The sequence below is a fragment of the Mesorhizobium sp. M0904 genome, from assembly GCF_040319475.1.
GTDB lineage: Bacteria > Pseudomonadota > Alphaproteobacteria > Rhizobiales > Rhizobiaceae > Mesorhizobium.
In genome coordinates, this window is the sequence record NZ_JAMYOC010000030.1 from 58136 (window position 1) to 75231 (window position 17096).

Annotated in this window: 29 protein-coding genes; 11 read left to right on the top strand and 18 right to left on the bottom strand. The window is 61.8% G+C overall.

Annotated elements, in window-relative coordinates:
- Window position 1: 1 nt before the first annotated feature.
- The 4 genes from NKH80_RS26500 to NKH80_RS26515 all read right to left on the bottom strand — a co-directional run bounded on the left by NKH80_RS26500 (window position 2) and on the right by NKH80_RS26515 (window position 4598).
- Window positions 2–1093: an ABC transporter ATP-binding protein gene (locus tag NKH80_RS26500; RefSeq protein ID WP_352994594.1), complete on the bottom strand. Its 1092-nt coding sequence runs from the start codon at window positions 1091–1093 to the stop codon at window positions 2–4.
- The gene (locus NKH80_RS26505) at window positions 1090–2049 is read right to left on the bottom strand and encodes a carbohydrate ABC transporter permease (RefSeq protein ID WP_352705191.1); all 960 of its coding nucleotides are present in this window, start codon (window positions 2047–2049) and stop codon (window positions 1090–1092) included. Before NKH80_RS26505 ends, NKH80_RS26500 begins: the two co-directional genes overlap by 4 nt.
- Complete coding sequence (locus NKH80_RS26510; protein ID WP_352705193.1) at window positions 2046–2906, bottom strand: carbohydrate ABC transporter permease; 861 nt, start codon at window positions 2904–2906, stop codon at window positions 2046–2048. Before NKH80_RS26510 ends, NKH80_RS26505 begins: the two co-directional genes overlap by 4 nt.
- 78 nt (window positions 2907–2984) lie before the next feature.
- The gene (locus NKH80_RS26515; RefSeq protein WP_352505503.1) at window positions 2985–4598 is read right to left on the bottom strand and encodes an extracellular solute-binding protein; all 1614 of its coding nucleotides are present in this window, start codon (window positions 4596–4598) and stop codon (window positions 2985–2987) included.
- A gap of 124 nt (window positions 4599–4722) precedes the next feature.
- Between NKH80_RS26515 and NKH80_RS26520 the strand changes: the two genes are divergently transcribed.
- The 3 genes from NKH80_RS26520 (at window position 4723) to NKH80_RS26530 (ending at window position 6317) form a co-directional block, all read left to right on the top strand.
- Complete coding sequence (locus NKH80_RS26520; RefSeq protein ID WP_352994598.1) at window positions 4723–4962, top strand: hypothetical protein; 240 nt, start codon at window positions 4723–4725, stop codon at window positions 4960–4962.
- A 6-nt stretch (window positions 4963–4968) separates the two neighbouring features.
- The gene (locus tag NKH80_RS26525) at window positions 4969–6000 is read left to right on the top strand and encodes a LacI family DNA-binding transcriptional regulator (RefSeq protein WP_352505501.1); all 1032 of its coding nucleotides are present in this window, start codon (window positions 4969–4971) and stop codon (window positions 5998–6000) included.
- A 107-nt stretch (window positions 6001–6107) separates the two neighbouring features.
- Window positions 6108–6317 (top strand): hypothetical protein, encoded by a 210-nt coding sequence (locus tag NKH80_RS26530; RefSeq protein WP_352752319.1) that lies wholly within the window; start codon window positions 6108–6110, stop codon window positions 6315–6317.
- On the opposite strand, the gene NKH80_RS26535 is transcribed toward NKH80_RS26530, so the two are convergent.
- The 3 genes from NKH80_RS26535 to NKH80_RS26545 form a co-directional block, all read right to left on the bottom strand.
- Window positions 6314–6736: an aconitase X swivel domain-containing protein gene (locus NKH80_RS26535; RefSeq protein ID WP_352505499.1), complete on the bottom strand. Its 423-nt coding sequence runs from the start codon at window positions 6734–6736 to the stop codon at window positions 6314–6316. The genes NKH80_RS26530 and NKH80_RS26535 overlap by 4 nt on opposite strands.
- Window positions 6733–7980 (bottom strand): aconitase X, encoded by a 1248-nt coding sequence (locus NKH80_RS26540; RefSeq protein ID WP_352505498.1) that lies wholly within the window; start codon window positions 7978–7980, stop codon window positions 6733–6735. Before NKH80_RS26540 ends, NKH80_RS26535 begins: the two co-directional genes overlap by 4 nt.
- A 185-nt stretch (window positions 7981–8165) precedes the next feature.
- On the bottom strand, window positions 8166–8420 hold the full coding sequence (locus tag NKH80_RS26545; RefSeq protein ID WP_352505497.1) for a hypothetical protein: 255 nt from the start codon (window positions 8418–8420) through the stop codon (window positions 8166–8168).
- 275 nt (window positions 8421–8695) lie between these two features.
- On the opposite strand from NKH80_RS26545, the gene NKH80_RS26550 reads away from it, so the two are divergent.
- Window positions 8696–9028, top strand: a complete 333-nt coding sequence (locus NKH80_RS26550) for a hypothetical protein (RefSeq protein WP_352505496.1) — start codon at window positions 8696–8698, stop codon at window positions 9026–9028.
- 143 nt (window positions 9029–9171) lie between these two features.
- Here NKH80_RS26550 and NKH80_RS26555 read toward each other — a convergent pair whose 3' ends face one another.
- From NKH80_RS26555 to NKH80_RS26575, 5 genes are all read right to left on the bottom strand, one after another.
- Complete coding sequence (locus NKH80_RS26555; protein WP_352994601.1) at window positions 9172–9849, bottom strand: hypothetical protein; 678 nt, start codon at window positions 9847–9849, stop codon at window positions 9172–9174.
- Window positions 9850–10306: 457 nt separating this feature from the next.
- Window positions 10307–10525, bottom strand: a complete 219-nt coding sequence (locus NKH80_RS26560) for a DUF2934 domain-containing protein (RefSeq protein WP_352505494.1) — start codon at window positions 10523–10525, stop codon at window positions 10307–10309.
- Between the two features lie 81 nt (window positions 10526–10606).
- Window positions 10607–10819 carry a hypothetical protein gene (locus tag NKH80_RS26565; protein WP_254820502.1) on the bottom strand — a complete coding sequence of 71 codons (213 nt, stop codon included), beginning with the start codon at window positions 10817–10819 and terminating at the stop codon, window positions 10607–10609.
- A gap of 124 nt (window positions 10820–10943) precedes the next feature.
- The gene (locus NKH80_RS26570; RefSeq protein ID WP_352475486.1) at window positions 10944–11249 is read right to left on the bottom strand and encodes a DUF1236 domain-containing protein; all 306 of its coding nucleotides are present in this window, start codon (window positions 11247–11249) and stop codon (window positions 10944–10946) included.
- Between the two features lie 364 nt (window positions 11250–11613).
- Window positions 11614–11907 (bottom strand): hypothetical protein, encoded by a 294-nt coding sequence (locus tag NKH80_RS26575; protein WP_352644917.1) that lies wholly within the window; start codon window positions 11905–11907, stop codon window positions 11614–11616.
- A 168-nt stretch (window positions 11908–12075) separates the two neighbouring features.
- Between NKH80_RS26575 and NKH80_RS26580 the strand changes: the two genes are divergently transcribed.
- Window positions 12076–12351 (top strand): hypothetical protein, encoded by a 276-nt coding sequence (locus NKH80_RS26580; protein ID WP_352994604.1) that lies wholly within the window; start codon window positions 12076–12078, stop codon window positions 12349–12351.
- A 59-nt stretch (window positions 12352–12410) separates the two neighbouring features.
- Here the strand turns inward: NKH80_RS26580 and NKH80_RS26585 are convergent, their stop codons facing one another.
- The 6 genes from NKH80_RS26585 to NKH80_RS26610 all read right to left on the bottom strand — a co-directional run bounded on the left by NKH80_RS26585 (window position 12411) and on the right by NKH80_RS26610 (window position 14679).
- Window positions 12411–12710 (bottom strand): hypothetical protein, encoded by a 300-nt coding sequence (locus tag NKH80_RS26585; protein WP_254820498.1) that lies wholly within the window; start codon window positions 12708–12710, stop codon window positions 12411–12413.
- Between the two features lie 171 nt (window positions 12711–12881).
- A complete protein-coding gene (locus tag NKH80_RS26590; protein ID WP_352505661.1) occupies window positions 12882–13205 on the bottom strand; it encodes a hypothetical protein in 324 nt (107 codons plus the stop codon).
- Window positions 13205–13408 (bottom strand): hypothetical protein, encoded by a 204-nt coding sequence (locus NKH80_RS26595; protein ID WP_254820497.1) that lies wholly within the window; start codon window positions 13406–13408, stop codon window positions 13205–13207. The genes NKH80_RS26590 and NKH80_RS26595 overlap by 1 nt, the downstream gene beginning before the upstream one ends.
- Window positions 13393–13662: a hypothetical protein gene (locus NKH80_RS26600; RefSeq protein ID WP_352505491.1), complete on the bottom strand. Its 270-nt coding sequence runs from the start codon at window positions 13660–13662 to the stop codon at window positions 13393–13395. The genes NKH80_RS26595 and NKH80_RS26600 overlap by 16 nt, the downstream gene beginning before the upstream one ends.
- Window positions 13662–13874, bottom strand: a complete 213-nt coding sequence (locus tag NKH80_RS26605) for a hypothetical protein (RefSeq protein ID WP_352740641.1) — start codon at window positions 13872–13874, stop codon at window positions 13662–13664. The genes NKH80_RS26600 and NKH80_RS26605 overlap by 1 nt, the downstream gene beginning before the upstream one ends.
- Window position 13875: 1 nt before the next feature.
- Window positions 13876–14679, bottom strand: a complete 804-nt coding sequence (locus NKH80_RS26610) for an N-acetylmuramidase family protein (RefSeq protein ID WP_352505489.1) — start codon at window positions 14677–14679, stop codon at window positions 13876–13878.
- A gap of 151 nt (window positions 14680–14830) precedes the next feature.
- Here NKH80_RS26610 and NKH80_RS26615 point away from each other — a divergent pair, with 151 nt between their 5' ends.
- From NKH80_RS26615 to NKH80_RS26640, 6 genes are all read left to right on the top strand, one after another.
- Complete coding sequence (locus NKH80_RS26615) at window positions 14831–15016, top strand: hypothetical protein (RefSeq protein WP_254820493.1); 186 nt, start codon at window positions 14831–14833, stop codon at window positions 15014–15016.
- Window positions 15017–15189: 173 nt separating this feature from the next.
- Window positions 15190–15339, top strand: coding sequence for a hypothetical protein (locus NKH80_RS26620; protein WP_023721750.1), 150 nt, complete (start codon window positions 15190–15192; stop codon window positions 15337–15339).
- 176 nt (window positions 15340–15515) lie between these two features.
- Complete coding sequence (locus NKH80_RS26625; RefSeq protein WP_254820491.1) at window positions 15516–15683, top strand: hypothetical protein; 168 nt, start codon at window positions 15516–15518, stop codon at window positions 15681–15683.
- A gap of 167 nt (window positions 15684–15850) precedes the next feature.
- A complete protein-coding gene (locus tag NKH80_RS26630; protein ID WP_352740647.1) occupies window positions 15851–16024 on the top strand; it encodes a hypothetical protein in 174 nt (57 codons plus the stop codon).
- Window positions 16025–16279: 255 nt separating this feature from the next.
- Window positions 16280–16522, top strand: coding sequence for a hypothetical protein (locus tag NKH80_RS26635; protein ID WP_352705211.1), 243 nt, complete (start codon window positions 16280–16282; stop codon window positions 16520–16522).
- Window position 16523: 1 nt separating this feature from the next.
- Window positions 16524–17075, top strand: coding sequence for an acyltransferase (locus NKH80_RS26640; RefSeq protein ID WP_352705213.1), 552 nt, complete (start codon window positions 16524–16526; stop codon window positions 17073–17075).
- Window positions 17076–17096: the final 21 nt, after the last annotated feature.

Below are 17096 nucleotides of genomic sequence, written 5' to 3' on the forward strand. Positions count from 1 at the left end.
CTCAAGCTGCTCTCAACGCAACGCCAGTGGCGGCGTCGAAGACGCGCACCGCCTCCGCCGCAGGCGCGACGACGGCTGTCTGCCCGATCGCCAGCCCGACATCATTGTCGAACACCGCCTTCACCGCAGTCTCGCCCTCGCCAAGATGGATGATGGTGCGCGCGCCGATCCGCTCGACGAAACTCACCGGCATGGACAGGCCACGGCCGCCTTCAGTCAGCGTCACCTGCTCCGGTCGAAAGCCATAAAACACCTCGCCGCGCATCCGGCGTGCGGCATCGGCGATCTCGACCGGCAGCGGCGGCGTCGCCCCCAGTGGGCCAAGATCGATGACTAGGCCACCGTCGCTTTCCGCCGGCCTGCCCTTGAGCAGGTTCATGCCCGGCGCGCCGATGAAGCGGGCGACGAAGACATTGGCCGGGTTGTTGTAGACTTCCAGTGGCGTGCCGACCTGCTGCAGCACGCCATGGTCCATCACCGCGATGCGATCGGCCATGGTCATCGCTTCGAGCTGATCGTGGGTGACATAGACCATGGTCTGCCGGAACTGCCGCTGCAGCTGCTTCAGTTCGGTCCGCATCACCGCCCGGAAGGCGGCATCGACATTGGAAAGCGGTTCGTCGAGCAGGAAGATCGCCGGCTCCATGATCGCCGAACGGCCGATCGCGACCCGCTGCAATATGTTGACCGACAGCCTGTCGGCCTTGCGGTCGAGCAGCGGCGTCAGTTGCAGCATCTCGGCAATGGCGCCGACACGGCGGTCGATATCGGCCTTTGCTGCGCCGCGCATTTTCGGCCCGTAGGCGAGGTTCTGCCGCACGCTCATATGAGTGAAGATCGCATAGTTCTGGAAGACGAAGCCGACGCCGCGCCGCCCCATCGGCACGCCGGCCATGTCGCGCTCGCCGAACAGGATCTTGCCGCTGGTCGGCTCTTCCATGCCGGCAATCATGTTCATCGTCGTCGACTTGCCGCAGCCGGACGGCCCGAGCAGCGCCATGAACTCGCCGTCGGCAATGGCCAGGTCCATCGTCTTCAGTGCGGTGAAGTCGCCGAATTTCTTGACCAGGTTCTGCAGATGGATGGTGCTCATGCCGTCACCTCGCGTACCTGGGCCATGCGTTTCATGGCAAACACCGCGGCAATGGACAGCACGATCAGTATGGCCAGCGCGATTGCCGCCACATAGCCCCAGATCAAGTCCTGGGTGGTGAGCTTGTAGATGTAGACGGAGATGGTTTCGGTAGCGACGCCGGGACCGCCGCCGGTCATGATGTAAAGCGTGTCGAAGATCTTGAAGTTCTCGATCACCCTGATCGCCAGCGCGATGACGATGATCGTCTTCATCTTCGGCAGCACGATGGTGACGAAGCGCTGCCACGGGTTGGCGCCGAGCAGCGTCGCCGCCTTGATCTGGTCCTCAGGCACGCCGACCAGGCCGGCAAGCAGGATCAGGAACATCAGCGGCGTCCACTGCCAGATGTCGGCGACCATGACGGCGATGAGTGCCAGCGTCGGGTCCGACAGCCAGGCGATGGTGACGGGAAAGCCTGAGATCGCCGACAGGATGTCGTTGACCGGGCCGCCTGATTGAAACAACATGAAGAACATGTAGCCGGCCACCGCCGGCACCACCATCATCGGCATCAAGAGGATCGAGTAGAAGATCCGTTTGCCCGGAAACTCGTCGGCAAACAGCGTCGCGAGCGCCAGCCCGAGCAGGACCTCCGTCGGCACGCAGACGATCATGACGATGGCCGTGCGCTTCAGCGCGCTCCAGAAGCGTGCGTCGACGGCAAGGTCGGTGTAATTGGCGAAACTGTTCCACATCGACCAGGCATTCCACCAACCGGTGCCCGACAGCGGCGACCAGTCGGTGAGGCTGATATAGAGCTGCATCAGGAGCGGGAAGACGGCGATGAACAGCACCAGGATCTGCGCCGGCAGGGTCAGCTGGAAGCCGAGCCGTGCGCCCTCGTCCGGCAACACCGACGCCGCTTTGGAGGCAAGCATGTCGCCCTCCGAAATCGTCGCTGCCACCGCGCTCATTGCTTGAGCGCCCCGAAGGTCAGCCCGCGCACCAGATGGCGCTGGATGGCGATGCCCATGATCACCGGCGGCACCGCGGCGATCAGGCCGAGAGCAGCCTTGGCGCCGTAGAGCTGTCCGGTCATCGAGGAGGACAGCGAGGCCATGTAGACAGGGACCGTCACCCATTCGCGCGTCGTCAAAAGCAACGCGATCAGATAGTCCGACCAGTTGAGGATGAAGACGAACAGCGCCGCACTGGCCAGCGGCGCGCGCATCATCGGCAGCGTGATGCGGGTGAAGACGCGCCACCGCGAACAGCCCTCGACCAATGCCGCCTCCTCGATCTCGCGCGGCATGTCGTCGAAGAAGGTCTTCATCAGCCAGAAGGCGAAAGGCAGCGTGACGATGCCATAGATCAGCGACAGCCCCCACCAGCTGTCGGTGAAGTTGAGGAAAGCCCACATGATCATCACCGGGGTCATGACCGCCATCGGCGGAAACAGGCGAAGCTGGATCAGCGCCAGCGGCAGGTTCTGGCCAGAGCCGAAGCGCGACAGCCCGTAGGCCGCCGCGGTGCCCGCCGACATGGCGATTGCCGTGCCGAACGTGGCCGACAGCAGCGACGACAGGATCGGCTTGAGGGCGGTGCGGTCGAGCGCGACGATCAGATTGTTGGTCGATTCCCCGAAGACGAAGCGGAAATTGCTGAGCGTCGGGTTCTTCGGCCACCAGGTCAGGTCGGCGCCGGTCGCCGACCATTCGGCGATCGGCTTGAGCGCCATCGACACCATCCACAGGATCGGCACCAGCGTCACCGCCATCGCCGCAAAGATCGCGGCATAGCGGAATATCTCGAAAGGAACTGAACGCTTCATCTTGCGGCTTTGCTGGGTCCTTCGTTGGCGAGGGGAAGAGCGGCCGCTCCTCCCCTCCTTGGTAAGATCCTGCGAGGATCAGGCGATCGGATCGAGGACGGTCGGCCAGGCCTCCTTGTTGGTCTTGATGGCCTCGAGAAGCTTCTCCTCGCCGGTCCGGCGGGCAATCTTCTTCCACTCGGCCTCGGTGTCGGCCATCGCCTGCTCGGCTGTCTTGGCCTTGGTCAACGCGGCGACGAGGTTCTCGTCCAGCGCGTTGTGGAAGGCGGTGGCGCCGGGATAGTTGATGGTGGGCACGGTGCGGGCGACCGTCTCGCGCACCACGTCCATGTGATAGGCGTGATAGGTCTGGCGAACCAGCGGATCGGAGAAATCCGACAGCCGGAACGGATCGAAATAGCCGCCCGGATTAGCGGTCATCCAGGCGTAGATGCGACTTGAACCCAGCCACTGCAGGAACAGGTAGCAGGCTTCCGGATTCTTGGCTTGCGAGGACACCGACGCCGACAGATTGAGCCACAGCACCGAACGGCTGACCAGTTTTCCGTCGATCTCGCGGCCGGGCGGCAGCATCGAGCCGATCTTTCCAGTGACAGCTGAATCCTTGTTGCCGGCATTGTCGAGGAATTTCGGCAGGTTGGAGAAGGCACAGGTCATGGCCGCACCGCCCTTGGCGAAATTGCCGTACTGCTCCGGCCAACCCCAGGAGATCGCATCCGGCGAATGGTGCGAAAGCGAAGCAATGTACTCGTTGGTCGCCGCGATACCTTGCTCCGAATTGATCAGCGGCTTGCCGGCATCGTCGAACAAAAACTGATTGGGCGAAGCCATTGAGACATAACGCTGATACCAGTTGGTGTAGCCCCAGCCCTGGTTGCGCAGATCGGTCGAGCCGAACAGGCCCTTGTCCGGGCGCTGGAAGAAGGCTGCGATCTCGTCATGCTGCTTCCACGTCTTCGGCGCCGCCAGTTCATACCCGTATTTGTCGGAGAAGGCCTTCTTCTCGGCTGCGTCGCCGAACAGATCGGTGCGGTAGACCCAGGTCTGGAAATCGCCATCCAGCGACACGCCGTAGGTCGAGCCGCGATACTGGTTGAGCAGCGAGACGCCCTTGGCGCCGTTGACGTAGCCACGCTCGGGATCGTCCCATTCCGGCTTATATTGTGCAACGAAGTCGTCGAGCTTGAGGATGCCGCCGGTTTCGGCGAGGTCGCCAAGACGGTTCCATTCGACCGCGTAGATGTCGTAGGCTCCACCCTTGGTGGAGATGTCCTGCATCGTCTTGGTGAATTCCTGGCCGTTGGGCACACCGACGATCTCGAGCGGAATACCGGTTTCCTTCTCCCATAGATCCTTGATCGACGGCGCGCCCGCCGGAAACGGCTGCGTCAGTTGGCCGATCGAACCGTCGGACAGGCCGAGCACGATCTTCGTCGGCGCCTTGCCGGCGCCCTTCATCGCCTTGGCTGCCTCGATGGCGCGGCCCTCGGGTGTGTCGGCGCCATACTGATAGCGCTCCGAGCCGTCGAAGCCGGTCGGGCCACCGATCATGCCGGGCGCCAGGGCATCGGCCGCATAGGCACGGCTTGGGCGAATGAATTTCGGCGCGATACCTGCGGCGGCAACAAGCACTGCCGCCTTTCCACCGGACGCCAGCAAACGGCGCCGCGACACGCGGATCAAATTCGACATTGGAACTCCTCCCTCAGGGCCTTGTTCCTCCACGGCCCTTATGATGGATATTGACGGCACCACACGAAGGCTGTCAACATCATAAATAATCAAGACACATCATAATATCTCAAGGGAGAGGAAAATGGCGTTCATCAAGGCTCTCACACCGAAGCCGGTGCTTGAATTTGAGGGAACCAGGCCTGCCCACCTCGCCGCTTTGGTCCGCTTCGGAATTGATCTAGCGCAGCGACTTGCGGATCGGCCAAGGCCGGTTACATCATTTCCCATCAGAATCGCGAGCGGCCATGCGGCCGCTCTTCGACATCGGACCTATGAAATGCGTAATCTCGATGCGCCTTTGGCACATTTTGGAATGAGGTGATCGACAGTGCGGTCCACCCTGACAGACATAGCTCGGGAAGCCGGCGTTTCCGCCGCTACGGTCGACCGTGTGCTCAACAACCGCGCCGGGGTCAGGGCGCGCACTCGCGAGGTCGTGCTCGAAACGGCACAGCGGCTTGGCTATATCGCTGAAAATTCAAATAATCCGAGCTCGCTCAACGCGCTGCGCGGTGAGATCATACGGCTCGATTTCGCCCTGCCCGCCGGCACCAATTCCTTCATCAAGATGCTGCACCGCCAGATCGAGGCGCAGGCGCAGTCGCGGCCTGACCTCGACGTCCGCGTCGCCACTATCGAAGGCTTCAATCCGGATCGGCTCGCCCGTCTGCTGCAGGAACTGCACGGGCAGACGCAAGGCGTTGGTGTGATCGCGCTCGACCATCCGACGGTGCGCGAGGCGATCCGCTCGCTTTCGGCCAGCGGCGTCAAGGTGGTTACCCTCGCTTCCGACATCCTGCATGTGCCGAGGGTTGCCTATATCGGCATCGACAACCGCGCCGCCGGCCGGCTCGCCGGCTACCTGCTCAACCGCTTCATGGGCGCAGAGCGTCCGGGCAAGGTCGCGCTGTTCGCCGGTTCGCTCTCCTACCGCGGCCACGAAGAGCGCGAGATGGGCTTCCGCCACATACTGACGGAAGAATCGCCCAATCTGCAGATCGTCGAGATGCGCGAAATGCTCGACGATCGGGAAAAAGCCTACTCTGAGGCCTCCGCCCTGCTGGACCGGCACCCGGACCTGGCCGCCGTCTACAATGTCGGCGCTGGCAACACCGGCATCGCCCGCGCGCTGAAGGAACGCGGGCGCGCGCTGTCGACGGTCTTTCTCGGCCATGAGGTGACGGAAGGCACCAAGGAGCTCTTGCTCGACGGCACGCTCGACGCGGTCATCGACCAGAACCCGCGCGTCGAGGCCCGCGAGGCGCTCAACACCTTGATCCACGCGGTCAAGGGCTTGCCTTACGAACTGCACCAGCCGAGGCTGCAAGTGATCTTCAGGGAGAGCATCCCGGAGATCTGAACCCAGGTGAGTGGCTGGGGTTTCGTGAATCTTGCGGGCGCGCTCTATTCCGGCCAGCCGCTGAACAACACGCCGCTCGACCGCTCGCGGCGACCGTCGGCTTCTGGATGCTGGAAGACCAGCTTACCGTTGGCGCGCAATATCTCAGCGTTGGCAAGATCACGCGCACCAACCGCAGCAAACCGGACGAACCGACGCTCGTCGATGACGGCTTCGATCTGGTCAACGTCTTTGCCAACTGGCGCATCAACGGCCACGCCAATCTCGATTTCAGCGTCGACCTGGCGGCGGGGCGCGGCGGGACGATGGCCGGCTAGAGCTTGCTCACCATCGCTTGCGCATCTTCGCCCAGACCGATAGCGATCCGGTCGCCGGAGGCAATGCCTGATATGTCGCAGACGACCAGCGGCATGCTGATTTCGTAGAGGAATTCGGCAACGATGGCGCCGATGGCAAGGATCGGGTCCGGCCGCTCCAGGATAATGCCGGCCGGCCCCGTCCCTCTGCGAATCGCTTCGGCCAGAACCGAAGACGAGGACGACGACCCCCGCCCGCTCGGCATCACCAGGATCCTGCCGGCGATATTGCCGCCCAGGTCCGGATGCGAATGGTCGATGATGTCGCCCGTTTCGACATCGATCCCGCCCCAGAAGCTGAGCGCCTGCGAAAGCACCAGCGCCGGGCCCTGTGCGGAGCCGGCAAGGTGGAATGTACCGGTTCTGGCCGGCGCCTTCATGGCGCGCCTCGCACGACGCGGCCGGCCGCGGCCGAGCGGACGCAGTCTTCCATGTCACCGAAGGCCACCGAGACACCGATATTGCCAGGTGCGTAATGCGCCCATTTGCCGGAATTGGTCATCACCACGCCGTCGAGACGCTCGAGGATCGACGTGACATAGGTGCAGGTGTCGGTGACCGGGACAAGGCCGAAGGCTTCCATGCCGGCCAGTGCGCCTTCGTCCTCCAGTCGCGTCAGCGTGGCACGCCCTGTGTTGACATAGATCGGGACGCCCCTGCCCGGCGCAACTTCGCGCAGCAGCGGCAACAGGCGCATCCACTCTTCATGGGAGAAATGCGGCGTGCCTAACGACACGGCTGCAAGCTGCACGCCGTCGGGGACGCTCGACAGCCTGGCCAGCGCATGGCGGACATCAGCGCTAGAGATCCGGATTTTTTCCTCCGGCACCAGGCCGTGCAACGCCTCATCCAGCGTCGTCGCCTCCGGCGTAATGCCGACCGCATGAAACAGCGCCACAGCGCCCGTCGTTGCCGCCGCCGCCCCCAGCGCCTTCAGTTGGTCCTCGTCGCGCGGCTGCGGCAGGCCTGATATGACAGGAATGCGGTCGCCGCTCTTTTGCCCGACAAGTAGTCCGACACCCACGAACAGGGCGTCGCTGGGCTCGAGACCGCCAGTCAGCTCGAACAGGATCTGGCCTCGTCGATTTTCACTCAGATGCAGCCCCCAGGCCGGCGCGCGTCCGGTCATTGCGCAGCATAAATCGATGAAATCGCCATAACGGTTGGTTCGCGCCCCGATCACCGAATTGGCAAAGACGATGGCGTTGGACTCACCCCAGGCGATCTGCTCGCCGAACCTTGGCCGGAATCGAGTCTGATAGGGTGCGCAGGTGAAGGTCGCCTGGCAGCCGAGGTCCAGATGCGCCATCATCAAGCGACGCGCCGGCGCTTCTTGCGACATCGGCATCTTCACCAATCCGGGATGGATGAGGTCGAACGAACCGACATTCAGCGTCGTCGGCACCCGAACGCGGCCGCCGCCCTCGATCAGCCTTTCGACGAAATCGAGGCTAGCCTGGCCGTGATAGAGGCAGCCGTCGATATGGGCACCGGCAATATTCAACAACTTGCGCGCGCCGACCGCCTTCGCGAAGGCGACCAGGATCTTCATGGCGGCAGCCGCTGCCGAGCCTTGCTCGCCATGCAGCATCGACTGGTCGCCGGCCGTCAATTCCAGCGTCATCGGCAAATTCCCGAGCCCGCACTATGCCGATCAAGCACTCCCTGATTGCGGAGCGTCTGGCAAGACAGAGCTTCGGATCTCTTCTACTTCGCGGCGATCAGCAGACCAGACGTTCACAGCTCATCGCAAAGCGAGAGAGACGCGAAGCACGGTCGGAGAGCGGGCGATCCACGGCGGAAACGGCGCTATTCCTTCTGCGACGGTCGGTCGGCCGTGCTGCGGTCGCCATCTGCAGAATGCGGCAGGATGCCGAAGTCGCGCGACTTGGTCCCATGCGCCGCCGTCAGGAAACCATCGGCTGTGAGACCTCGCCTCAAAAGCTCACGTACCGCGGCCGACCGGCTCGGCATGTGCTTTTCGAAGCGCCAGTTCTCCAACGCCGCCAGTTCATCGACAGTCAGCATGATCTGCAGTCGTTCCGGGCGTTCCAGTTCGGACATCTCGGCCTCCAGTCATACCAGCCTAAGCGCAGCTGAGTTAGTATGTTCCTGATTTTGTGTAGAATTAGGTACGTGAGCAGAGTACGTCAAGACCTTCAGATGTGTGACTCATGCAGAAGTCCGATGAAGCAGATCAAGCATCAAATGGGCAATCAACAAAATACGCTAACTATTTGACACGAAGCGATTTTTCAAGGGTCTTCGCTTGCCAATCACGAGCCCTGGGCGCATGGTAGAACACGAGGGACAAACCGCCCCTGAAAGGAAGGTTTTCCATGCGCTACGGATTTTCGGTTCGCCTGCACGAAGACGTCGGTTCCCGAATTCGAGCTACATTGCGGTCCGGGATTGCCATCAATCTGACTGCTGTCGCCGAAGCCGTGCGACTGCAAAACCTCGCCGAGAATATTGCGCGCGAAGACATCGAATGGCTCGTCATGCAGGCAGCCCAGCTCCAAGGCGCAGCTATCGAGTTCGACGGCTTCGCGGAAGCCGATCTGGCGGAGTTTGCGTGCACTCAGCTGATGCAAAGCAGCCCCGCATTGGGCTGGGACGCCCTGGAAGGCGGGGTGGCCGTTTCGCCGGATCTTGGCCGTCAAACACATTGAAGCGCGTGCTCTTGTGAGCCCAGCCATGCTGCCGCCACGTGCTCGGCAAAAAAGCCCGCCGCAATGGCGGGCTTTGGACTGCTGGAGGTCTGGTGGACGAAGGCCTTTCGGCCCGGTCCGACATTTCATCCGATGTATTCGCCTTAGCGGCGCGCGATAAGCAGGCACAATTGGCGCAGATCGCTATCGTAAGTGCCTTCGCTACTCAGCACGTCGACGCAGCGCTTCTTCATCCTGGCCAACTTGTCGCCCGACATGTCGGCAACGACCTGGGGCAAGTTGGGATTGCTGGGATTGGGCGGGCTGCCCGGGTTGGACGGATTGCTCGGATTGGTACCACCGATCCCGACACCGGCGCCGACATTGATGCCGCTGCCGACCCCGACCCCCGCGCCAGCCCCAACGCCGCTGCCGATACCTACCCCCGCGGCGGCGGCAATGCCGCTCGAACCGCCAACCGTTGCGCCGGCACCAGCGTTGATGCCGCTTCTGCCCCCGACCGACGCGCCGGCGCCCGCGGCAATGCCGCTCGAACCCCCAACCGTTGCGCCGGCACCGGTGTTAATGCCGCTGCCGCCCACCAAGGCACCGAGGCCTGCCTTGATGCCGCCGCTGCCCCCGACCGTTGCGCCGGCACCGGCGTTGATGCCGCCGCGACCGCCAACCGTCGCGCCGAGGCCGGCTTTGATGCCGCCGTTGCCGCCGATGGATGTTCCAACACCAACGGCAATTCCGTCCGCTGCATTCACGGGCATCGAGAGCATGAAAAGCGCTACGCTGCCTGCCACTGCACCGGTGATTGTTTTGATGTTGATGGTCATAACATTCTCCCTGCTGTAGTTTCGCTGAGCAACCCGCGAACTCGCCGGTTGCATTACGCCCTAAGTGCAAGGAAGAAGATCGGTTTCTTTGCCGATCAACTTGCTGGTCCCATGGTGTATTTTCAAAGAACAGCCGCGTGAAATTTATATTGAAATTTTCCGAAAGTTTGAAGCGATGCGAGAGTCAGCTGGTCGGCGCCGCAACAGACGAACATCGCAACGGGTCGGCGGCCGAAAAGGCGAATTCCTAATCTGCAAACCACAACATCAAACCGACCCCTCGGCAATAGAACAATGGGCCGATAAGATCCGCTCTGCGCGGGTTTGCTTCACCGTGCTGCGTCATTTTTGACCTGTCTGGACTGTCTCTGCTGCCGACCGCGGACGAAAGTACAAAGCGCCGAACCGCGAGATCCAGCGATGGAATCAAATCCGCTCGAGTTCACGCTTTGCGTGGTCACGCCTTGGATTTGGTTTCCTCCTTGGCGGCGGGCGCCGTCTTAGGCTGACGTGGTGATGGCTTCGGCCGGCTGGCGGTCTTCTCTTTCGTGGCGATTTCTGCGTCGATTTCGGCGGTAGCCTGATCCCAATGTTGCTGATGCGCCCCGTCGGGCCTGCCTGCCCGTTCCCAGATCGCGTGTGCACGCTGGCGAATCCGTTCCTGTCTGTCCCTCACCGTTGCCTCCGTCGGTTTATGCGTAAGCAACTTTGTTCTAGCTGAAATTTCGACCGGCGTCTTGATCCCCAGGCAACACCGTCATTGAACCTCTCTGTCACACAGGACGGCGACGCCGAGGAGCGCCGCCTTCTTGATGATCAGCCCTTCAAGGTCGGCGTCCGAGCGCTCGGTTCCGGTGCGTTCGCGCAACAGTGCAATCGCCGCCTTCATCGACAGCAGCCCATCGCCTCGTTCAGCAAGCAGTTTGTCGACGGCGGCGGCCACGTTGGCCCGCTCGACATGCGGCAGCATGGGAATGGCTCCTTTCCTTGTTTCGCGACGACAGCGGCTCCATCCCGATCGCTCGGGATGGAGCTCTTATTCGATAATTTAGACCGTGACCTTTCCAAATCCGGTTCGCGGTTTGGAACGCCGATCACTCGATGACGTGCACGATCTTGCGGGTGCCTGGGTCGACGAGCACGGTGCGATTGCCGACGACGACGTATCTGTACTTCACGTCGGGAACATCGATCGGTTGCAGCTCGACCGTATCTGGCACCGTGGAACCGATATTGAGCTCCACGCCCAGAAGATTGATCGACGCCAACGGGTGCTTATGGACGTATTCGCGGATGACCGTCTGCTGTTCGGGCGTGACAATCACCTGGTCCGCGGTGGCCACGCCGACGCCGGCGAGCAACACCAATCCCGCCGCAGCAGGAACAAGGTGGATTTTCATCGTCTACTCCTGTTGTTACGGGCCTCGCCCTTACAGTTGCGACGCGGCTTTCCGGTCGAAGCGGCGAACCCTCTAGGCAAACGCCCACGCCACCTTGTTGTTCCGTAAGTGGCGGCTAATCGAATGGCGGTGAAGTGCCCGCGCGGTGCGGCGAATGAACTGCAAATGAGCTACGGTGGCCCGCGTCGCAAGACGCCGGCCGATCGGTTTCCCGATCAGCAGCGACACCGGAGGGGGATGATATCGGCTGCGTCTGAAACAACGTTTAGGACAAGCTAATGTTCCTGAGAGAGGGCAACAAACCTGCCGGTACAGCGCGACGTTACCGCCCATGGGCAAGCCCCTGTGGCCGCAAATGAAGCGGCTACTGCTTTGGCGGTTGTGGCGGCACCTCGCCGGGCTTGAGCACCGGGGTCTTGCCCTCGTCCGGCGGTGGCGCCGCCATGCCCTGATCGCCCGTTGGCGGCGGCTTCAGGACCCCACCGCATGGCTCGAGCGTGTCGGACAAATTGTTGCCGGCCGGCTTCTGCTGCTGGTTCTTCTGATCCTGCGGCTCGACCTTGCAGCGGTCGGATTGCGCCTGTTCGCCCGGCTGCGCGGCCGCCGGCGCCGCCAGCAGCGCACCTAGCATATACGGCAAGAAAATGAGCGGTCTCATGTCGAGCTCCTTTCGCGCCAGTATCTTCTGAATGTGAAGGCGGGCAGGCGCGATTGGTTCCGTCGTGCGGCAATGCGCCCAGACCGCAGCGGCCCGGAACCGGCTGCCAGACTTATGAGTTCAACCACTGAGCCAGTTCAGGGCTGCCGACATTATGGAGAACCAGCGATGGAACCGCGCAGGAAAGAACGAACCGACGACGAGACAGAGAGCCCGACCATCCAGCAACAGGACTGGGATGCCATCCGGAGTGGGAGAATCCTCCCAGACGGCGTGCCGCAAAACGGCGACATCCGTTACGACATCGAGAAAGACGGCGAACTGCCGGAGGAGGCCGACGACAACGCCTACCAGGACAGCGACGAGGCCTTGCCGGACGATACTGAGGAACGCGTTATTTCACGCGATCTCGCACGCGAAGGTGGTCCTTTCGACGAGGAATGAGCGACTGCCTTTCGCACTGCGCTCGCTATCCGGGTAGACGGTCGGATGAGCCTCTGCTTTCAATTCGGGAGGTCGAAGACCGGCTCCTGGCAGCGATAGACCAGACATTGACCATCACGCGTCTTGATATACGCGGAGCGCGGCACTTGCGGCCAGTCGCATTCATTGCCGAATTGGCGGACGTAACGGTCGTAGGTGTTCTGGCCGGTGGTCAGCACCACCGAGCGATGCCTCTGGATCAGAAGCTGCGTCTGTTCGCATGTCATCGCGCGGCTGTCCGGCCGGGCGTCGGCCGTCGCGGCAAACAGAAGCGCCCCGGCTGTAAGGACTGCCGCTTGTGTCAGGACTCTGCCAAGCATGAGACCATCTCCCGTGAAGCCTAACGCGCATCTTGGTTTCGCAAGCGCCGGATCGAGCCGCCCTCGCAAAGAAAAGATCGTACAGATTGCCAGGAAAAATGCAAAAGCCCGCCGCACCTTTCGGCGCGGCGGGCTTCAACTGAACGTCACTCTTAGTCAGGCTTGGGCGGCTTACTCCTCCTTCACCGGCCCGAACCGGCGCACGATCATTTCGAAGACGATATCCGAGATCCACATCGCCGATACGCCAATCAGAAAGGCCGCGGCCAGCGTCGTGGTGTCGTCGTCCGGCGAAGGAAAGGGCAGGCCGGCGGCGCGGAAATAATGCACGACCGGCAGCGTCAGATAGGCCGCCGCCAGCGCGCCGCAGATCGGCGAGGCCACCATTTCGCGGACCTTGTAGCGGTGACGTGACAAGGCCCGCAAAATGCCGCCGGACAGGCCGGCGACCAATACCGGCGCCTTGATGCCCAGAACGTCGAGCAGCTCATGCATCATGGCGTCCACCCGCACCATCTGGCGCCCTGCCCGTTGAAGGCGTTCATCTCGTCGAGCTCGGGCCGGGTCATGGCGGCGACGACCGGGGCGGATGGCCGGCGTGGCTGACTTTGGTCGCACCAGACTTGCCGCGGATTGCCGGCCGGCGCGGTTGTCGTGCAGCCGGCCAGCACCAGGCAGAGGATCAGCGCCTTGCCCATTTCTCAGCCTCCGCTCTTGCTGCCGCATCGATCATGCCGGCGGCCTTCCGCCCTTCGGCGGAAGCCTCGCGGTTCATTTCGAGGCGGTCCTCGGCGGCCGCGATTTTTGCCTCGACCTGTTTGACCGCCTCCTTCTTCGCCCGGTTGAAGCCGCCTGCAATGTAAAGGCCGATGCCGCCGGCCACAGCAGCGAATACCGTCATGACGACCTTGTTGCCGATGATGGTGCTGAGAATGGCGAGGAGCGCGGTCATCACAAATCCTCGGCGCGGCGGCGGCGCAGGAACTCGGTCAAGACGCCGTTGATCACAAGAAACCAGGGGAACCATTCCCCTGGGATGACCGGCGAAAGAACCTGCGGGTCGACATAGGTGACGATGCTCGCGATGATGCCGATAGCCGCCTGAAGCCGCGCCCAGACAATTGTTTCGCTGTCGCGGAAGAAGCTCTTGATCCGGGTCCACATGTCATTTCCTTCCGAATAGTTTGAGGATTGCTGATAATTTGAGGATGGTGGCGATCAGCGCTGCCCAGAAGCCGGGCTTGGCGGCAGGCACAGGAGGCCCAGGAGGCGCGTGCGTGGCGGCCGCTTGTGGAACGGGAATTGGGCTGGCTGGCTCTGGCGGAGTTGCAGGGACGACCGCCGACGACAGCGGGCCGGCAGACGGCCAAGGCGTGTCCTTGATGCGCGACCATTTGCGATAGGCCTCTGCGAGCCTGGTATCGTAGGCGTTCTTGCGATAGCCGGCGCCGTTGTAGCCCTTGGCGAAGCCTGCCCAGTCATGGTTGCGCAGATTGTCGTCGAGCTTGTTCGTCTTGATGAAGTTGAACGCGGCCTCAAGCTGGGCTTCCTCGTCGGCCATCATGGCTTCCACCATGGCCTGCACTGTCGCGAACCCGGCGGCGGCGTGGTTTTCGCCGAGAACCTGGCCAAGACCCCATGACGCGGATTTGAGCGCCGCGGTTTCGTCGATCGCACAAGCTGCCTTGAGCCGTGGGTAGCCATCCCTGGGATAGGGCTTCTCGCCCCACTTCGAATAGGCGAGGCCAGCGGCTACCGCTCTTGCCCGCTTGGCACCCGACAGGTTGCGATAGAAGACGTGCGGCTCGAACAGGATGACCGGCCGGCCAAGGGCGTCGAAGCCGTGCCCGCTCGTTTCAACATCGAGGAACGCGTGCATCTCGTCCTCGCCGACGCCGATCCGGGCGCCGAGTTTCGGCAAGTCCATATCATCGAGGCGCCTGGCGGCGCCCTTGAACAAACGGTCCATAGGTTTCCTTTCCGCCCTCGCGGGCAGAGTTTTGAGCGTGAAACGGCACGTGCGTGGCGGCAGAGCAGAATTGGGCGGCAGCGCGCGCCGATGTGGCAAGCAAGGTTGATGTTTTCGACCCGCCATGTGAAATGGCCGCGGGATGGTGCACATGTCTGATGACGAACAAACCGCTGCGGCGCGCTGGACGGTGAAGTCCGAACTCCGCGCCGTCGGTCGCGACAAGCCGCTGCTGCTGGTGCTGGCGGCGATCCTCTGCCTCTATTGTGCGTTTATCGCCGGACCGATCGTCTACGCGGTGCTGGCCATCAACGGCATTGCGGATTTCTTCAAATGAAGCCGGTTCCGGCGATCTCGCTCCGGTCCCGGTTCCTGCGTCCACCGCGCCCGAAATTGCTCGACCTGGATGAAATTGCTTAGCCGGGATGAAACCGTTCCCGTCTATCGTTCGTACCTGTAGCGGGTACGGGAGGACACGTGACGATAAGAATCAGGCTTCCAGGCGGGACTTTGAAGATCAAGAAAAGGGACGAGCTGCGGCGGCGCGAGCAGAAGCGCGAGGTGCCGGTTTGGCAGGTCGGCAATTATTTCGTCATCTGGTGGCCGAGCGGCATGTCCGATCGCCCATCGTCGCCCAACAAGTCCTCGCCCAGGAAATAGCCCGGGCACCCGACGATCCCGACCCGGCACTGATGCCTCGGTGCCGGATCAGGAACCGCCGTGCGCGCCAAACTTCCGAGACCGCTCGACAAATCCCAGAAAAAGTCAGCGGACAGGCGTTGACTCTTCCGCCACGGAAGGTTTTGATGCTGCATTGCACAATCAGGCGGGGGCCGATGGCAGTACGTATCAGAATGCCCGGCGGCACGCTGAAGGTGAAAGTGTACCGCGAATTGCGCGATCGCGAGCGCGCCCGCCGCATACCTGTCGTCAAGATCGGCCGGGTTTATTTCACCTGGTGGTCGAACCGCCAGCGACTCATTGACGACCAGTCGCCACGGTGAACGTCCCAATTCTTCCGACCTGGCATGCGCCTGGGAAGCCCGCTCAGCCTCCGCAGGCGAGCTCGCAAGATAAGTTGATGAGGCTGCTGTTGACTCTTCCGTGACGGAAGGTCTCTACTTACCGCATTGCACGAAAATTGCTGCGTTGCACAACGGGAGTTGGACCGATGGCAGTGCGTATCAGGTTGCCTGGCGGCACTCTGAAGATGAAGACCTATCGTGAGTTGCGAGCCCGGGAACGCGACCGCCGCGTGCCTGTGATGAAGATGGGTTCGCTTTATTTTGTCTGGTGGTCGAAACGCCAGGAACCTCACCAGAAGCCGCAGGACAGCAGACGGTAGCGGCTCCGCCGGCGACGGGTCCGCGTCAGCGATGAACCCTGAGAATTCCGAAATACAACTCCAGCTATAGGATTTCTGGTCGGCCGGGTGTGCCATTGTTGGTGCGCACAGCATCCAGAGCGGCCCTCGCAGAGCAATTCTTCCGACGTCTTTTCGGCGATTTTCAAACGGCGTCCAGACTGGCGGGCGCGGGTGTTTGCAACTTGCAAACCGTCGCCGCTTGTCGCAATAGCTAGGTCGTAAAGAGACGCATGGATGATGGAGGCTGACCTGTCTATTGCGAACAGCCAATTTCGGTTGTCGGCTCAGTTAGCCGACGAGCCACCAATCCGACGTGCAATTATTGATTCGGACCTCGAAGATATTGATTCGGACCTCGAAGACGCGGCGCGGACATTCTTCGAAGGGGTATCTGAACACCAACATTGGAAGCATTTCTTCGAGCGATCGCAGCTTTTCGCAGAGAGGGTGCGAAAGTCGCGCTTCGGCCGCAACTGATATGCCGTTCGTTCCACCATTCCTCTACCGCCTAGCCGGCATCAACTCCGGCCCCGAAACGAAGCTAAGTTTGCGGAGCGTCCGCAGTTTGCGGCGAGGCAAGCATGCGATCGGCGAAGAATGCATCATCAACGGCGTCTTTTCCTTCGATCGCGCCGATGCAAAGATCACCGTTGGAAAAAGATCCTATATCGGCAAGAGCCACCTCGTGGCGGCTGAGAAGATCGAAATCGGAGATGACGTGATCATTAGTTGGGGTACCACAGTCGTCGATCACAACTCACACGCGACGGGTTGGCAAGACCGCAAGGAAGATGTCGCCGACTGGCATCAGGGAAAAAAGGACTGGTCAAAGATCACCATTGCGCCAGTGAAGATTGAAGACAGCGTCTTTATCGGCTTCAACGTCATTATTCTCAAGGGCGTAACGATCGGCAAGGGATCGGTCGTTGGTGCGGGGTCTGTCGTCACGAAAGACGTGCCGCCCTTTAGTATGGTCGGCGGTAATCCTGCAAAGCAAATCGGCGGCGCTGCTGCTAGATCATTGACTTGAGCACAGAGCTCCGGCCATGTA

Excerpts from the sequence above, each read along its gene's own strand:
- NKH80_RS26500 (WP_352994594.1), bottom strand. The coding sequence starts at position 1,093 with ATGAGCACCATCCATCTGCAGAACCTGGTCAAGAAATTCGGCGACTTC.
- NKH80_RS26505 (WP_352705191.1), bottom strand. The coding sequence starts at position 2,049 with ATGAGCGCGGTGGCAGCGACGATTTCGGAGGGCGACATGCTTGCCTCC.
- NKH80_RS26510 (WP_352705193.1), bottom strand. The coding sequence starts at position 2,906 with ATGAAGCGTTCAGTTCCTTTCGAGATATTCCGCTATGCCGCGATCTTT.
- NKH80_RS26515 (WP_352505503.1), bottom strand. The coding sequence starts at position 4,598 with ATGTCGAATTTGATCCGCGTGTCGCGGCGCCGTTTGCTGGCGTCCGGT.
- NKH80_RS26520 (WP_352994598.1), top strand. The coding sequence starts at position 4,723 with ATGGCGTTCATCAAGGCTCTCACACCGAAGCCGGTGCTTGAATTTGAG.
- NKH80_RS26530 (WP_352752319.1), top strand. The coding sequence starts at position 6,108 with ATGCTGGAAGACCAGCTTACCGTTGGCGCGCAATATCTCAGCGTTGGC.
- NKH80_RS26535 (WP_352505499.1), bottom strand. The coding sequence starts at position 6,736 with ATGAAGGCGCCGGCCAGAACCGGTACATTCCACCTTGCCGGCTCCGCA.
- NKH80_RS26540 (WP_352505498.1), bottom strand. The coding sequence starts at position 7,980 with ATGACGCTGGAATTGACGGCCGGCGACCAGTCGATGCTGCATGGCGAG.
- NKH80_RS26545 (WP_352505497.1), bottom strand. The coding sequence starts at position 8,420 with ATGTCCGAACTGGAACGCCCGGAACGACTGCAGATCATGCTGACTGTC.
- NKH80_RS26550 (WP_352505496.1), top strand. The coding sequence starts at position 8,696 with ATGCGCTACGGATTTTCGGTTCGCCTGCACGAAGACGTCGGTTCCCGA.
- NKH80_RS26555 (WP_352994601.1), bottom strand. The coding sequence starts at position 9,849 with ATGACCATCAACATCAAAACAATCACCGGTGCAGTGGCAGGCAGCGTA.
- NKH80_RS26565 (WP_254820502.1), bottom strand. The coding sequence starts at position 10,819 with ATGCTGCCGCATGTCGAGCGGGCCAACGTGGCCGCCGCCGTCGACAAA.
- NKH80_RS26570 (WP_352475486.1), bottom strand. The coding sequence starts at position 11,249 with ATGAAAATCCACCTTGTTCCTGCTGCGGCGGGATTGGTGTTGCTCGCC.
- NKH80_RS26575 (WP_352644917.1), bottom strand. The coding sequence starts at position 11,907 with ATGAGACCGCTCATTTTCTTGCCGTATATGCTAGGTGCGCTGCTGGCG.
- NKH80_RS26580 (WP_352994604.1), top strand. The coding sequence starts at position 12,076 with ATGGAACCGCGCAGGAAAGAACGAACCGACGACGAGACAGAGAGCCCG.
- NKH80_RS26585 (WP_254820498.1), bottom strand. The coding sequence starts at position 12,710 with ATGCTTGGCAGAGTCCTGACACAAGCGGCAGTCCTTACAGCCGGGGCG.
- NKH80_RS26590 (WP_352505661.1), bottom strand. The coding sequence starts at position 13,205 with ATGCATGAGCTGCTCGACGTTCTGGGCATCAAGGCGCCGGTATTGGTC.
- NKH80_RS26595 (WP_254820497.1), bottom strand. The coding sequence starts at position 13,408 with ATGGGCAAGGCGCTGATCCTCTGCCTGGTGCTGGCCGGCTGCACGACA.
- NKH80_RS26600 (WP_352505491.1), bottom strand. The coding sequence starts at position 13,662 with ATGACCGCGCTCCTCGCCATTCTCAGCACCATCATCGGCAACAAGGTC.
- NKH80_RS26605 (WP_352740641.1), bottom strand. The coding sequence starts at position 13,874 with ATGTGGACCCGGATCAAGAGCTTCTTCCGCGACAGCGAAACAATTGTC.
- NKH80_RS26610 (WP_352505489.1), bottom strand. The coding sequence starts at position 14,679 with ATGGACCGTTTGTTCAAGGGCGCCGCCAGGCGCCTCGATGATATGGAC.
- NKH80_RS26615 (WP_254820493.1), top strand. The coding sequence starts at position 14,831 with ATGTCTGATGACGAACAAACCGCTGCGGCGCGCTGGACGGTGAAGTCC.
- NKH80_RS26625 (WP_254820491.1), top strand. The coding sequence starts at position 15,516 with ATGGCAGTACGTATCAGAATGCCCGGCGGCACGCTGAAGGTGAAAGTG.
- NKH80_RS26630 (WP_352740647.1), top strand. The coding sequence starts at position 15,851 with ATGGCAGTGCGTATCAGGTTGCCTGGCGGCACTCTGAAGATGAAGACC.
- NKH80_RS26635 (WP_352705211.1), top strand. The coding sequence starts at position 16,280 with ATGATGGAGGCTGACCTGTCTATTGCGAACAGCCAATTTCGGTTGTCG.
- NKH80_RS26640 (WP_352705213.1), top strand. The coding sequence starts at position 16,524 with ATGCCGTTCGTTCCACCATTCCTCTACCGCCTAGCCGGCATCAACTCC.